This is a genomic window from Calidifontibacillus oryziterrae (assembly GCF_000331575.1).
Lineage (GTDB): Bacteria > Bacillota > Bacilli > Bacillales > Bacillaceae_J > Calidifontibacillus_A > Calidifontibacillus_A oryziterrae.
In genome coordinates, this window is the sequence record NZ_ANOK01000003.1 from 214441 (window position 1) to 228627 (window position 14187).

15 protein-coding genes and 1 other annotated feature are annotated in these 14187 nt (G+C 35.9%); all 15 genes read left to right on the forward strand.

Annotation, left to right across the window (positions count from 1 at the left end):
• Positions 1–22: 22 nt before the first annotated feature.
• A complete protein-coding gene (locus D612_RS0101155) occupies positions 23–730 on the forward strand; it encodes a DUF881 domain-containing protein (RefSeq protein WP_017753636.1) in 708 nt (235 codons plus the stop codon).
• 30 nt (positions 731–760) lie between these two features.
• Positions 761–1111, forward strand: a complete 351-nt coding sequence (locus D612_RS0101160; RefSeq protein WP_017753637.1) for a small basic family protein — start codon at positions 761–763, stop codon at positions 1109–1111.
• Between the two features lie 124 nt (positions 1112–1235).
• Positions 1236–2513 carry a cell division protein FtsA gene (gene ftsA, locus D612_RS0101165; RefSeq protein ID WP_017753638.1) on the forward strand — a complete coding sequence of 426 codons (1278 nt, stop codon included), beginning with the start codon at positions 1236–1238 and terminating at the stop codon, positions 2511–2513.
• Positions 2514–2555: 42 nt separating this feature from the next.
• Positions 2556–3713, forward strand: a complete 1158-nt coding sequence (gene ftsZ, locus D612_RS0101170; RefSeq protein WP_017753639.1) for a cell division protein FtsZ — start codon at positions 2556–2558, stop codon at positions 3711–3713.
• A gap of 427 nt (positions 3714–4140) precedes the next feature.
• Complete coding sequence (gene spoIIGA / locus D612_RS0101175) at positions 4141–5052, forward strand: sigma-E processing peptidase SpoIIGA (RefSeq protein ID WP_017753640.1); 912 nt, start codon at positions 4141–4143, stop codon at positions 5050–5052.
• A gap of 24 nt (positions 5053–5076) precedes the next feature.
• Entirely contained in the window at positions 5077–5796 is a 720-nt protein-coding gene (gene sigE, locus D612_RS0101180; protein WP_017753641.1) for an RNA polymerase sporulation sigma factor SigE, read from the forward strand.
• 142 nt (positions 5797–5938) lie between these two features.
• Positions 5939–6715, forward strand: coding sequence for an RNA polymerase sporulation sigma factor SigG (sigG, locus tag D612_RS0101185; RefSeq protein ID WP_017753642.1), 777 nt, complete (start codon positions 5939–5941; stop codon positions 6713–6715).
• 164 nt (positions 6716–6879) lie between these two features.
• Positions 6880–7173 (forward strand): YlmC/YmxH family sporulation protein, encoded by a 294-nt coding sequence (locus D612_RS0101190; protein ID WP_017753643.1) that lies wholly within the window; start codon positions 6880–6882, stop codon positions 7171–7173.
• 110 nt (positions 7174–7283) lie between these two features.
• Positions 7284–8111 carry a peptidoglycan editing factor PgeF gene (gene pgeF / locus D612_RS0101195; protein ID WP_017753644.1) on the forward strand — a complete coding sequence of 276 codons (828 nt, stop codon included), beginning with the start codon at positions 7284–7286 and terminating at the stop codon, positions 8109–8111.
• Between the two features lie 17 nt (positions 8112–8128).
• A complete protein-coding gene (locus D612_RS0101200; RefSeq protein WP_026092348.1) occupies positions 8129–8806 on the forward strand; it encodes a YggS family pyridoxal phosphate-dependent enzyme in 678 nt (225 codons plus the stop codon).
• An 11-nt stretch (positions 8807–8817) separates the two neighbouring features.
• Positions 8818–9252 carry a cell division protein SepF gene (locus D612_RS0101205; RefSeq protein ID WP_017753646.1) on the forward strand — a complete coding sequence of 145 codons (435 nt, stop codon included), beginning with the start codon at positions 8818–8820 and terminating at the stop codon, positions 9250–9252.
• A 3-nt stretch (positions 9253–9255) separates the two neighbouring features.
• Positions 9256–9516: a YggT family protein gene (locus D612_RS0101210; RefSeq protein ID WP_017753647.1), complete on the forward strand. Its 261-nt coding sequence runs from the start codon at positions 9256–9258 to the stop codon at positions 9514–9516.
• 68 nt (positions 9517–9584) lie between these two features.
• Positions 9585–10358: a YlmH family RNA-binding protein gene (locus D612_RS0101215; protein ID WP_017753648.1), complete on the forward strand. Its 774-nt coding sequence runs from the start codon at positions 9585–9587 to the stop codon at positions 10356–10358.
• A gap of 92 nt (positions 10359–10450) precedes the next feature.
• Positions 10451–10948 (forward strand): DivIVA domain-containing protein, encoded by a 498-nt coding sequence (locus D612_RS0101220; RefSeq protein WP_017753649.1) that lies wholly within the window; start codon positions 10451–10453, stop codon positions 10946–10948.
• A 64-nt stretch (positions 10949–11012) separates the two neighbouring features.
• Positions 11013–11291 (forward strand) — a binding site (T-box leader).
• Positions 11292–11413: 122 nt separating this feature from the next.
• On the forward strand, positions 11414–14176 hold the full coding sequence (gene ileS / locus D612_RS0101225) for an isoleucine--tRNA ligase (RefSeq protein WP_017753650.1): 2763 nt from the start codon (positions 11414–11416) through the stop codon (positions 14174–14176).
• Positions 14177–14187: the final 11 nt, after the last annotated feature.

A 14187-nucleotide genomic window follows, 5' to 3' on the forward strand; every position in this document is an offset into this window, starting at 1 on the left:
GGATGAAGGATGATTCTATATTATGGATAAAAAAGTAATAACCTTAACCATTATTACTGTTATTTTAGGGTTTATGGCTGCCATTCAATTTCAAACAACACAAGAACCAAATGTTCGTGATACAAGGGATATATGGGAAATTCGTGCAGCTATAGAACGTGAGCAAGAGCTCATTACAGAGCTTTATCAGGAAATAAGAAATAAAGATGAAACTTTAAAGAAGTACGAAGAAGCTCCTTATTATAGTAAACAACAAGGGATAACAAAACAGCTTGAAGAATTAAAGAAAAAAATTGGCTTAACTGAGCTAAAAGGCTCTGGTATTATTTTAACAATTAAGCCATCATTTAATGAGATGTTAGTCGGCCGTGGATATAAGACGGTTCCACCGGAACTTTTGATTCGACTAATTAATGAATTATTTAGGTATCAAGCAACTTCAGTTTCAATTGATGATGAACGAGTGATTGCGACTACACCAATAAGAGATGTAAATGGTAAAACATATGTCAACAACACTCCGATAGGTCCATTACCGATTGAAATAAAAGTGATTGCGAAAAATCCGGAAAAATTGCATAATCAAATGCAGGTTTCACAAATTGTTGATGAATTTTTTGCTTTAGAGAATTTAGAATTAACATCAGCATTGCAGCAAGAAGTAGTTTTGCCGGCTTATGATGCAGTTTTAAGGAATCAGTTTATGGAGCCTGTTGAACCTATTAAATAGGAAAATGAAAAAAATGAGGGAACAGCTAAAATGTGGTTACCGGTATTAGGATTATTAATAGGTATCTTTTTAGGTTTATTAACAGACTTAAGAATACCAGATGAATATTCAATGTATCTTTCAATTTCAGTTTTAGCAGCGCTAGATACACTATTTGGTGGAATTCGAGCTCACTTACAAAACACATACGATGATAGGGTATTTGTTACTGGTTTTTTCTCCAATATTTTACTTGCTGCAAGTTTATCTTTTCTAGGTGTTCATCTTGGTGTAGACTTATACTTAGCCGCAGTGTTTGCATTTGGAGTCCGATTATTTCAAAATATCGCGGTTATTCGGAGAATACTTTTGTCAAAATGGACAACTTCTCGCGAAAAATAGAAAAAAATCTCAATTTTATAAAGGGAAAAAGACGTTCATGTTGAATATTTTTAATGTTGAACACTTTTTTGATGTAACATCATGAATAGCGAACATGAGAATTTTTTGGAGGAGGTGCCAAAGAATGAACAGCAGTGAAATCATTGTAAGCCTTGACATCGGTACATCCAATGTTAAAGTGATCATTGGCGAAGTATCGAATGATTCCTTAAACATTATAGGTGTGGGGAACGTAAAATCTGAAGGTATTAAAAAAGGATCGATCATTGACATAGATGAAACTGTGCAGTCTATTAGGAAGGCTGTTGATCAAGCCGAACGAATGGTTGGCATGAATGTAAATCGCGTTGTCGTTGGAGTTGCTGGAAATCATATTCAGCTTATTCCATCACATGGGGTTGTTGCAGTTTCTAGTGAAAACCGTGAAATCGGAAATGAAGATATTGCTCGTGTTATTGATGCAGCTCAAGTTATTTCTATCCCACCTGAGCGTGAGATAATTGGTGTTGTACCGCATCAGTTTATCGTAGATGGCTTGGATGGTATTAATGATCCGCGTGGTATGATAGGTGTACGCTTAGAGGTTGAAGGAACGATTGTCACAGGGTCAAGAACAATTTTACATAATCTCTTGAAGTGTGTAGAAAAAGCGGGTCTTGAAATAACTGATATTTGTTTACAGCCACTTGCTACTGGATCCATCGCGTTATCGAAGGATGAAAAGAATATTGGTGTGGCGCTTGTTGATATTGGTGGGGGGCAAACAACCTTATCTATATTTGAGCATGGTCACCTACAAGTAACTCAAGTATTACCAATTGGCGGAGACCATATGACGAATGATATTTCTATCGGTCTTAGAACTTCAACAGAGGAAGCGGAAAAAATCAAACTTAAGCATGGATATGCGTTTTATGATCATGCTTCTGCCGATGAGATCTTTTATGTCCCGGTAATAGGTAGTGACATCCAAGAGCAATATAGTCAACTTGACCTTTCTGATATAATAGAAGCTAGACTGGAAGAAGTCCTCCTTATCGTACAGGAGACAATAAAAAAATTAGGCTATCGAGATTTGCCAGGTGGTTATGTTTTTACTGGTGGTGTTGCAAATTTGCCAGGATTATTGGAACTAGCTCAGCTTGTTCTTCAACATAATTTACGTATTGCTAAGCCTGATTATATTGGGGTTCGTGACCCTATATACACAACGAGTGTTGGTTTATTACAATATGTATACCGGAGTGCTAAATTATATGGTTCAAAACTTCCATCATCGGTATCTAATGTTGAAGTAGACCGACAACAAAAAAGAATTCAACAAGTAGTTAAAAAGCCAAAAGCAAATAATACAAGTGTTGTAACAAAAGCGAAAGAACTATTCAAATCCTTTTTTGAATAAGAACAACAATAGTCGGAATTTGGAATATAGGAGGATTTTGTGATGTTGCAGTTTGATACACAGATGGATCAGTTAGCTTCTATAAAAGTAATCGGTGTTGGCGGTGGCGGAAGCAATGCTGTTAACCGTATGATTGAACATGGAGTTCAAGGAGTAGAATTTATAGCTGTGAATACAGATGCACAAGCTTTAAATTTGTCGAAAGCTGAAATTAAATTACAAATTGGTACAAAACTTACAAGGGGTCTTGGTGCCGGTGCTAACCCGGAAGTTGGCAAGAAAGCAGCTGAAGAGAGCAGGGAACAAATCGAAGAAGCTCTTAAAGGAGCAGATATGGTCTTTGTTACTGCTGGGATGGGTGGTGGTACAGGAACAGGTGCAGCCCCTGTTATAGCATCCATTGCAAAAAGCTTAGGTGCTTTGACAGTAGGTGTTGTAACGCGTCCCTTTACATTTGAAGGAAGAAAACGTTCTACTCAAGCTGCAAGTGGAATCGCTGCGTTTAAAGAAAACGTAGATACATTAATTGTTATTCCAAATGATAGATTGCTAGAAATAGTAGATAAAAACACACCTATGCTTGAAGCTTTCCGTGAGGCTGACAATGTTTTACGTCAAGGTGTACAAGGTATTTCCGATCTGATTGCAACACCTGGTTTGATTAATCTGGACTTTGCAGACGTGAAAACAATTATGTCTGACAAAGGTTCTGCATTAATGGGAATCGGTATCGCGACAGGTGAAAACCGTGCAGTTGATGCTGCTAAAAAAGCAATTTCAAGTCCACTTCTTGAAACTTCTATTGATGGTGCTCAAGGTGTCATTATGAATATCACTGGTGGTATGAACCTAAGTCTCTATGAGGTTCAAGAAGCTGCCGATATTGTTGCTTCAGCATCGGATGAAGAAGTAAATATGATTTTTGGTTCTGTTATTAATGAGGACTTAAAGGATGAAATTGTAGTAACCGTTATTGCAACGGGGTTCAAGGAAACGGACTTAAACAAACAAAGACAAGATCAGTTTGGTAGAGGTATTGGTATTAACCGTCCGGGGATTCAGCCAAGCAGAGCAGTACGCAGAGAAGAACAGCACGAGCAGCCTGAAGTGTCACATGTTGGAACAGGTGGTCAGCCAACTAGTGCCGAGGATACCCTTGATATTCCGACTTTTTTACGAAATCGTAATCGCCGCCACTAAAAAATCACATATGAATATATTAAAAGAAACACGTACCTTTTGGGTAGGTGTTTTTTTTGTTTAGGAAATTATAAAATTTGATCCTGTGGATAAATACTATAGCACAGAGAGTAGTCCTCCAGCGCAAGCGCCCAGCGACTAGTAAACTTCGCTCATCTCTTTTGCGATAAGTCAACATCGACTCGTCCCTCGACGTGTTTTGTTTATCTCAGTCGATGCGCTCTTAGTTTATACGTCGCTAATCAGGGTGTTTGCGCCTTTGTTTATCAGAGCTGATTAAGGCGCTTACGCTTTTTGAAGTTTCTACAAAAGTTGTCAAAAACTCTATCGAGAAGCCGCCATCGTTTGACACACTTCAAAATTTTTTATGTATATACTAGTTTTGTAGCTTTTATCACTATTTATAAGTAATGAAAGGAGAAAATTTTTGACCATTTATTTAGATGTAATATGGTTATTAAACTTTTTCTTTGATTTATTATTGTTGTATTTAACGGCCATTATTTTAAAACGAAAAATAATAAAGTGGCGAATGATTCTCGGTGCACTTATTGGCTCCACAATTGTATTAGTATATTTTACACCGTACCAAGGTTTCATTTCACAACCTCTTATTAAACTACTATATTCTATTCTTATTGTCGGAATGGCCTTTGGATTCCTTAAATTTCGTTACTTTTTTAAAAATCTTTTTGCTTTTTATTTTATTACGTTCATGGTTGGAGGGGGGCTCTTCGGATTACATTACTTTTTTCAAACAGACCTTTACTTTGCAAATGGGATGCTTACCTCTAAAACTGGTGGTTTTGGTGATCCGGTAAGCTGGCTATTCGTTTTAATCGGATTCCCACTTATTTGGTACTTTTCAAAGCAAAATATTGATGGCATTGAAGTGAAAAAAATTCAATATGAAGAAATTGTTAATGTTCAAGTTGATTTTGGCCAGGATATTATTTTCTTAAAAGGCTTAATAGATAGTGGCAATCAACTCTATGATCCATTAACAAGAACACCAGTGATGATACTAGATTTAAGTAAAGCAAAAACTTATTTACCATCGTCTATAATTGATTGCTCCCAACGTGTAGATGATTTTTCTTTTGAGGAAATCGATGCAAATTGGTCCCACCGGATTCGTTTAATCCCTTATCGGGTTGTTGGCATGGAGCAGCAATTTTTGTTAGCGATTAAACCAGATAAAGTAATTATTCATACGAGTCAAGAGCAAATTATGGTAACAAAAGCTTTTGTTGGCTTAAATTATACTCCTTTATCGTCTGAAGGGGACTTCGATTGTATTATTCATCCAAAGATGCTTATAAAAAATATTTCTGCATAATAAGAAAGATGAGGGGGAAGTAAATTGGCAAAAATCAAACTCAAACTCACACTTCTTTGGTACAAACTATTAATAAAACTTGGCTTGAAAGCAGATGAAATATTCTATATTGGCGGTAAAGAAGCTCTACCTCCTCCACTATCTAAGGAAGAAGAGGCACACCTTTTAGAAAAACTACCAACAGGTGATAAAGCTGCGAAATCTGTATTAATTGAAAGAAATTTAAGACTAGTTGTTTACATTGCGAGAAAGTTTGAAAACACAGGAATAAATATTGAGGATCTTATTAGTATTGGTACAATTGGATTAATTAAAGCTGTCAATACTTTTAATCCCGAAAAAAAGATAAAGCTAGCTACATATGCTTCAAGATGTATAGAAAATGAAATATTAATGTACTTGCGGCGTAATAATAAAATTCGATCAGAAGTATCATTTGATGAACCATTAAATATTGATTGGGACGGAAATGAATTATTACTATCGGATGTATTAGGAACTGAGGAGGATATTATTACGAAGGATTTAGATGCCAGTATTGATCGAAAGCTATTATTAAAATCTTTAGAACAATTAAATGACCGCGAAAAACAAATTATGGAGCTGAGATTTGGGCTGATCGGCGGTGAAGAGAAAACACAAAAAGATGTGGCTGATATGCTTGGGATTTCACAATCATATATTTCTCGACTTGAAAAAAGAATTATTAAACGCCTACGTAAAGAATTTAATAAAATGGTGTAAGGTTGATCAATAAAATAAAAAAATATTGATGGACCAAGGTTCTACACATTGTAAGTTTGGATTATTGTAAATTCGTGCATAAAATTCCCTCTTGAGGAGATACTTTACTCATACAGCAACCTCGCAGGTTGGGAGGGAAAGAATGACACGAAACAAAGTAGAAATTTGTGGTGTAGACACATCAAAACTTCCAGTATTGAAGAATGAAGAAATGCGTAAGTTATTTAAGGAAATGCAAAATGGAGATACCAGTGCTAGGGAAAAACTAGTGAACGGTAACTTACGTCTAGTACTCAGTGTAATTCAACGATTTAACAACAGAGGCGAATATGTGGATGATTTGTTTCAGGTTGGCTGTATTGGCTTAATGAAATCAATTGATAACTTTGATTTAGGCCAAAATGTGAAATTTTCGACGTATGCTGTCCCAATGATTATCGGCGAGATAAGAAGATATTTACGTGATAATAATCCAATTCGAGTTTCTAGATCTTTACGGGACATTGCTTATAAAGCCTTACAGGTAAGAGAGAAACTAATGAGTGAAACTTCTAGAGAGCCAACTGCTGAAGAAATTGCAAAGGTATTAGAAGTTCCCCATGAAGAAATAGTTTTCGCTCTAGATGCTATTCAAGACCCTGTTTCGCTTTTTGAGCCGATTTACAATGATGGAGGCGATCCTATCTTTGTAATGGATCAATTAAGTGATGATAAAAGTAAGGATCTGCAATGGATTGAGGAAATTGCATTGAAAGAAGGTATGCGACGACTTAATGAAAGAGAAAAGTTGATCTTAACAAAAAGATTTTTCCAAGGGAAAACACAAATGGAAGTTGCTGAAGAAATTGGGATATCTCAAGCCCAAGTATCACGTTTAGAAAAAGCAGCTATTAAACAAATGAATAAAAATATTCAATAGTTCCCGAAAGGACTTGCCAATGTGAGCAAGTCCTTTTTCACTTGGTGCCAGGGCGGTGTCCATAGTGGTATACATAGAGGTTCCTGCCCCCGTAAAATAATACCAATTACGCATAGTACAAGCTTCGGGGTACATATAGTAGTAGAGAAAGTGAGGGAGAAGTGATGATTACAATTTCCGAGTTTCAAATAAAGGATGTTGTCAATGTAGCAGACGGGAAAAAGCTTGGGAATATTAGTGATTTAGACATAAATATAAATACAGGCAAAATTGATGCCATTATCATTCAGACAGGTGCTAAGATGCTTGGTTTATTTGGGAAAAACGAAGAAATATTAATACCTTGGAGAAACATTGTAAAAATAGGAACGGATGTAATTTTAGTTCGCTATTTCCAATCCGACTATTTTGATGAGAATAACAAGGACGAGGTTTCGCCACCAACTATTATTAAATAGAAATGAATAGTAATTTAGAAGAATTTCATGTTTCTTTACTATTTTTATTACAATCATGTGGTAAAATAAAATAAAATATTACATAATGTCATATTGAAAGGAGTTCATGGATGGAAAAAGAACCTTTTCGTTTTAAAGATTCGCTTTTATTTATTGACTCCTGGAATAAAATTGATCGAAATATTGTTGTAGGTATGACAACACGTCAAGGTGGATTCAGTAAAGCTCCATTTAATTCAATGAATTTAGGACTCCATGTATATGATTCTCCAGAGGATGTTATCCAAAATCGTGAACAACTGGCCAAACAGCTTAATATTCCGCTTGCTTCTTCTGTTTATGCCGAGCAAGTCCATGGCGCTAACATAACAAGAGTAACAAAAGCTGAACGAGGCAAGGGAGCTACAGAGTTGGAAACGGCTATTAAAGGAGTAGACGGTCTATATACGGGAGACGATAGTACTTTTTTATTTGCCGCATATGCTGATTGTGTACCGTTATATTTCTATGCCCCAAAGCACCATTTAGTTGGGATTGCACATGCCGGTTGGCGTGGAACGGTAAACAATATTGCTGGAGAAATGATAAAAGCATGGACAAATAAGGAAAATGTACGAGCTGATGAAATTCTTGTTTCGATTGGCCCGGCTATTGGTGAATGTTGTTATATTGTGGATAATAATGTAATTGAACAACTTGATAAAGCTTTAGATTATAAAATGCTAGATGATGTCTACAGTAAGCTCAAAGGTGGGCAATATCGTCTAAATTTAAAACAAGCTAACTTCCTTTTGTTAATTAATGCAGGAGTTTCTGCAAACAATATCGAAATATCTACATATTGTACTTGTTGTCATCATAATTTGTTTTTTTCTCATCGCCGTGATAATGGGAAAACAGGGAGAATGCTTAGCTTTATCGGAATGAAGGGTGAATAATTATGGAGGTCCAAGCATTGTCTGTTGAAAATAATTTAAAACAAATACAAGCAAATATTAATGAAGCTTGTCGCATATCGAACCGTGAACCAAGCGAAATAAAAATTATTGCTGTCACAAAATATGTGTCAATTGAAACTGCTAAAAAAGCCATAAAGGCAGGTATAAAAAATATTGGCGAAAATCGTGATTCAGGTCTATTGGATAAATGGCAGGGAATAGGGGATCAAGCTATATGGCATTTCATTGGTACTCTCCAGTCTAGAAAAGTAAAAAATATCATTGATCATGTTGACTATATTCATTCATTAGATCGGCTATCATTAGCAAAAGAGATTAACACACGTGTAAATCGCAAAATAAAATGCTTTGTTCAAGTTAATGCGTCAAAGGAACCATCCAAGCATGGCTTACAGGAAGAAGAGGTATTACCTTTTATTGAACAGCTTGGACAATATCCTAATATTATTATAGAGGGTTTAATGACAATGGCCCCACTTACTGATAATGAGGAATTATTGCGAAATACATTTAAAAAGGTAAAAGAGTTGCAAAAGAAAGTACAAGCTACTGCTCTACCTTATGCACCATGTACTGAACTTTCAATGGGAATGTCGAATGATTATAAAATTGCAATTGAAGAAGGAGCAACGATGATCAGAATTGGAACTGCTTTAGTAGGAAAAGAATTTTAGGAGGTGTTTATATGAGTATTAAATCTAAGTTTAGAACCTTTTTTGCTTTAGATGATGAAGAAGATTATTATGAAGAAGAGTATATTGAAGAGGAGATCGAACCTACTCGTTCGGCTAAACGCCATGGAAAGCACAATGTTGTTAGCTTGCAAAGTGTTCAACAATCAGCAAAAGTAATCCTTATGGAACCGCGTCTATATGATGAAGTTCAAGAGATTGCTGATCATTTGAAGAGTAGGAGAGCCGTCGTCATTAATTTGCAAAGAGTACACAATGATCAAGCAAAGCGAATTGTCGACTTTTTGAGCGGTACTGTGTATGCTATAGGTGGTGATATTAAAAAACTTGGCGGAAATACATTTATTTGTACGCCGGAAAACGTAGATGTATCCGGTTCAATTTCAGAAATGGACATTGAAACGGAGTCAACAGAGATGAGGTGGTAAAACATGGGGCTCGTTATTAGTATAATAGGGCAGGCGATTTATTACTATATTTGGATTATCATTATTTATATTTTTATGTCATGGTTTCCTGGTGCAAGGCAATCATCAATAGGTCAATTTATGGGGAGAATTGTTGAACCATATTTAGAACCATTTCGGAGGATTATTCCGCCGCTTGGACCCATTGATATATCCCCAATCGTTGCTATTATAGTTCTTCAATTAGCACAAACTGGCGCCTATTCCTTATTAAACTTTTTTTAGATAACATCGATTATCAGGGATCTTTCACTAGATCCCTGTTTTTAACTAAAGGAGACATATAACTGGAAATGTCAATATATCAGCATTTTCGTAAAGAGGAACACGCATTTATTGATCAAGTAACTCAGTGGAGTGAACAGGTTAAAAAACAATATTCTTATAAATTGCTAGACTTTTTAGATCCGAGGGAGCAGGAAATACTACATAGTATTATTGGTACTAAAGGTGAAGTAAAATGTCGCTTTTGGGGTGGATTTGAGCATGCAGAACGAAAAAGGGCTATTCTTTTTCCAGAATACTATGAACCTGAAATTGAGGATTTTGAACTTGCATTATTCACGATAAATTACCCGAGAAAATTTGTAAAACTTGAACATCGAAAAATTCTTGGATCATTAATGGGATTAGGACTTAAACGATCGAAATTTGGGGATATTTTAATTGGCGATTTAGATGTACAGTTTATAACAATTCAGCAAATAGCTGAATTTGTAAGAGTAAACTTCCATCAAGTCGGTAAAACAAATATTTCAGTTGAGGAAATCCCATTCAGAAGTATGGTTATTCCAAATGAAGCATGGCAGGAAATTACAATAACCGTTTCTTCCCTCAGATTGGATGTCATTTTAGCTAATGTCCATCATTTATCACGACAAAGAGTCACTCCGTACATTCAAAACAAACTAGTAAAAGTTAATTGGAAAATTATTGAAGATAATTCATATATTTGTCATAAAGGTGATACACTTTCATTAAGGGGGTATGGCCGTTGTATGATTAAAGCAATTGAGGGCCAAACAAAAAAAGAAAAATGGCGAATTGTCGTTTTAAAGAAAAAATAATTTCCATTCATGCAGGAATCAAGAAGTAAATGTCGAAAAATAAATAGATATGAAGTTAGCTAAAATATCACGATCCACTGGAGGTGCCATCTATGCCGTTAACGCCGTTAGATATTCATAATAAAGAATTTAGTAAAGGTTTTCGTGGCTATGACGAGGATGAAGTGAATGAATTTTTAGATCAGGTTATTAAAGATTACGAGCTTATTATTCGCGAGAAAAAAGAGCTTGAAGAGAAAGTGAAGGATTTAACCGAGAAAGTTGGTCATTTCTCAAATATTGAGGAAACTTTAAATAAATCGATTATTGTTGCTCAAGAAGCAGCAGAGGAAGTTAAAAGAAATGCACATACAGAATCAAAGCTAATTATTAAAGAAGCCGAAAAAAATGCTGACAGAATTATTAATGAAGCTCTAAATAAGTCGCGTAAAATTGCGATTGAAATTGATGAGTTAAAAAAGCAATCCAAAGTATTTCGTAATCGCTTTAGAATGTTGATTAAAGCGCAATTAGAAATGATTGAGAGCGATGATTGGGATCATTTAATGCAATATAATGATGATGAAATCGATGATAACACAGAACAATAAGTAAAGCTTGACGAACAAGCTCTGATTGCATATAATCTTTTAACATAAGCTAATTTTAATAAAATAATTTACGATGATAGGGACAGTAATCTTTGCAGTTCATTCTTTAGCGAGTCAAGGTTGGTGAAAGCTTGATGATTGAGGTAAAGATGAAAATCACCCTTGAGGTCCTGATCGAATCCGACCTGAATAGTAGGATATAGTTGGTAGTAGGTTTTTGGCGTTTCATTCACGTTACGAATGCTAAAGTGAGTTTTGCTAAGTGCTTTTTATTTATTAATGGAAAATATCCACTTAGAAAGCTAATATGGGTGGTATCGCGGGAAACCTTCTCGTCCCTTTTTAGGGATTGAGGAGGTTTTTTTTATTAAAAAGATATGTTAAAGCACGTTGTTGATATTGGTAACAGAAAAGTTTACCATAGCCTATAAAAAGGGAAAAATCTATGTTATTAGGAGGATAAATATGGAATACAAAGATACGTTGTTAATGCCAAAAACGGAGTTTCCGATGAGAGGTAATTTACCGAAGCGTGAACCAGAAATTCAAGCAAAATGGGAAGAACAAAACATTTATGAAAAGGTTCAAAAACGAACAGAAGGCCGTCCATTATTTATTTTGCACGATGGACCACCATATGCAAATGGTGATATCCATATGGGACATGCATTAAATAAAATTATTAAGGACATGATCGTAAGGTTTAAATCGATGAGTGGCTATCATGCTCCCTATGTACCAGGGTGGGATACTCATGGTTTACCAATTGAAACAGCACTTACTAAAAGTGGAAAAGTCGATCGTAAAAAAATGAGCGTAGCAGACTTTCGCAAACTTTGTGAGGAATATGCTTATGAACAAATTGATCGTCAACGTGAGCAGTTCAAACGGTTAGGTGTTCGCGGTGATTGGGAGAATCCCTATATCACATTAACAAAAGGGTATGAAGCGCAACAAATTAAAGTTTTTGGAGAAATGGCAAAGAAAGGCTATATTTATAAAGGACTTAAGCCTGTATACTGGTCTCCATCATCTGAGTCGGCATTAGCAGAGGCTGAGATTGAATATCAAGATAAACGCTCTGCTTCTATTTACGTTGCGTTTTCGGTGAAGGATGGAAAAGGTAAACTTAGTGGGGATGAAAAAATTATCATTTGGACAACAACCCCATGGACAATTCCTGCCAATCTCGGAATATGTGTTCATCCAGAGCTAGAATATAGTGTAGTAGAAGTTGATAGCAGTAAATATGTACTAGCTTCTGCATTACTTGAAGAAGTAGCAAAAGTGTTAGAGTGGGAAAATGTTAAAGTTGAGAAAACATTAAAGGGTACTGAACTTGAAAATGTTGTTGCCTGCCATCCATTCTACGATCGTAACTCAATTGTGATGTGTGGAGAGCACGTCACAACCGATGCAGGTACAGGTTGTGTCCATACTGCTCCTGGTCATGGTGAAGATGACTTTGTTGTTGGGAAAAAATATGGATTAGACGTTTTAAGTCCAGTTGATGATCGAGGTTGCTTTACAAATGAAGCACCAGGATTTGAAGGAATGTTTTATGATGATGCCAACAAAGAAATTACAAAAAAACTTGAAGATGTAGGAGCTTTACTAAAGCTAACTTTCATTACTCACTCCTATCCACATGATTGGAGAACGAAAAAGCCAGTCATTTACCGTGCTACTTCACAGTGGTTTGCATCAATTAAAGATTTTCGCAATGAACTACTACAGGCAATCAAAGAAGTAAAATGGGTTCCTGCATGGGGTGAAACAAGACTATATAATATGATGAAGGACCGTGAAGATTGGTGTATTTCGCGCCAGCGTGCGTGGGGAGTACCAATACCAGTATTTTATGGTGAAGACAATGAACCGATTATTACAGATGAGACGATTGAGCATGTTTCAAATCTTTTTAGAGAGCATGGCTCAAATGTATGGTTTGAAAGAGAAGCTAAGGATTTATTGCCAGAAGGTTTCACATCATCACATAGTCCAAATGGAAAATTTACAAAAGAAACTGATATTATGGATGTTTGGTTTGACTCAGGTTCATCTCATCAGGCGGTCTTGGTTGAACGTGAGGGTCTACAGCGCCCTGCTGATCTTTATTTAGAGGGATCTGACCAATATCGTGGATGGTTCAACTCTTCGCTATCAACAAGTGTTGCCGTAACAGGTAAAGCACCTTACAAAGGGATTTTGAGTCACGGTTTTGCACTTGATGGTGAAGGTCGAAAAATGAGTAAGTCACTAGGAAATGTAGTCGTTCCTAATAAAGTTATGCAACAGCTCGGTGCAGATATTTTGCGGTTATGGGTTGCATCTGTTGATTATCAATCTGATGTTCGTGTTTCAGATGCCATTTTAAAACAGGTTGCTGAGGTATACAGAAAAATCCGTAATACTTTCAGATTTTTATTAGGGAATTTAGACGACTTCAATCCGGCAGCGGATCAAGTCCCAATAAATGAACTTCGTGAAGTTGATTTGTATATTTTAGTTAAATTAAATAAAGTCATTCATAAAGTGACTCAAGCATATGAAAATTACGACTTTGCTGAGGTATATCATACTATTAACAATTTCTGTACGATTGAATTAAGCTCATTCTACCTTGATATTGCAAAGGATGTGCTATATATTGAGCCGGCTAATAGCAAAAATCGTCGAGCAATCCAAACCGTTCTACATGAGTCCTTATTGGCATTAGTTAAGCTAGTCACACCGATTTTACCTCATACAGCTGATGAAGTATGGACTTATATTCCGAACGTGACAGAAGAAAGCGTACAGCTTGTTGATATGCCAAAGGCACAGGTAATAGAAAATTCTAATGCCATTGAAGAAAAATGGGATACATTTATGGAAATTCGCGATGATGTCCTTAAAGCACTTGAAAATGCACGAAATGAAAAAATTATTGGCAAATCTTTAACAGCTAGTATTACACTATATCCAAACGAAAAATATAAACAGTTGCTAGAAAATACAAATGATCTTGCAAAGATGTTTATTGTATCTCAATTAACGATTGCTGGAGAGCAAAAGGAAGCTCCAGATGATGCGCAAGTATTTAACACACTGTCAATCATTGTTAAACCCGCAGAAGGTGAGACATGTGAACGTTGTTGGGTTGTAACACCAACAGTAGGTGAAGTAAAAGAACATCCGACATTATGTAAAGATTGTGGTACAATCGTTCAAAAGTATTATGCATAATAATGAACTAG

Bases quoted from the DNA above. Each gene is read 5' to 3' on its own strand.
- D612_RS0101155 (WP_017753636.1), top strand. From the start codon at position 23: ATGGATAAAAAAGTAATAACCTTAACCATTATTACTGTTATTTTAGGG.
- D612_RS0101160 (WP_017753637.1), top strand. From the start codon at position 761: ATGTGGTTACCGGTATTAGGATTATTAATAGGTATCTTTTTAGGTTTA.
- ftsA (WP_017753638.1), top strand. From the start codon at position 1,236: ATGAACAGCAGTGAAATCATTGTAAGCCTTGACATCGGTACATCCAAT.
- ftsZ (WP_017753639.1), top strand. From the start codon at position 2,556: ATGTTGCAGTTTGATACACAGATGGATCAGTTAGCTTCTATAAAAGTA.
- sigG (WP_017753642.1), top strand. From the start codon at position 5,939: ATGACACGAAACAAAGTAGAAATTTGTGGTGTAGACACATCAAAACTT.
- D612_RS0101190 (WP_017753643.1), top strand. From the start codon at position 6,880: ATGATTACAATTTCCGAGTTTCAAATAAAGGATGTTGTCAATGTAGCA.
- pgeF (WP_017753644.1), top strand. From the start codon at position 7,284: ATGGAAAAAGAACCTTTTCGTTTTAAAGATTCGCTTTTATTTATTGAC.
- D612_RS0101205 (WP_017753646.1), top strand. From the start codon at position 8,818: ATGAGTATTAAATCTAAGTTTAGAACCTTTTTTGCTTTAGATGATGAA.
- D612_RS0101210 (WP_017753647.1), top strand. From the start codon at position 9,256: ATGGGGCTCGTTATTAGTATAATAGGGCAGGCGATTTATTACTATATT.
- D612_RS0101215 (WP_017753648.1), top strand. From the start codon at position 9,585: ATGTCAATATATCAGCATTTTCGTAAAGAGGAACACGCATTTATTGAT.
- D612_RS0101220 (WP_017753649.1), top strand. From the start codon at position 10,451: ATGCCGTTAACGCCGTTAGATATTCATAATAAAGAATTTAGTAAAGGT.
- ileS (WP_017753650.1), top strand. From the start codon at position 11,414: ATGGAATACAAAGATACGTTGTTAATGCCAAAAACGGAGTTTCCGATG.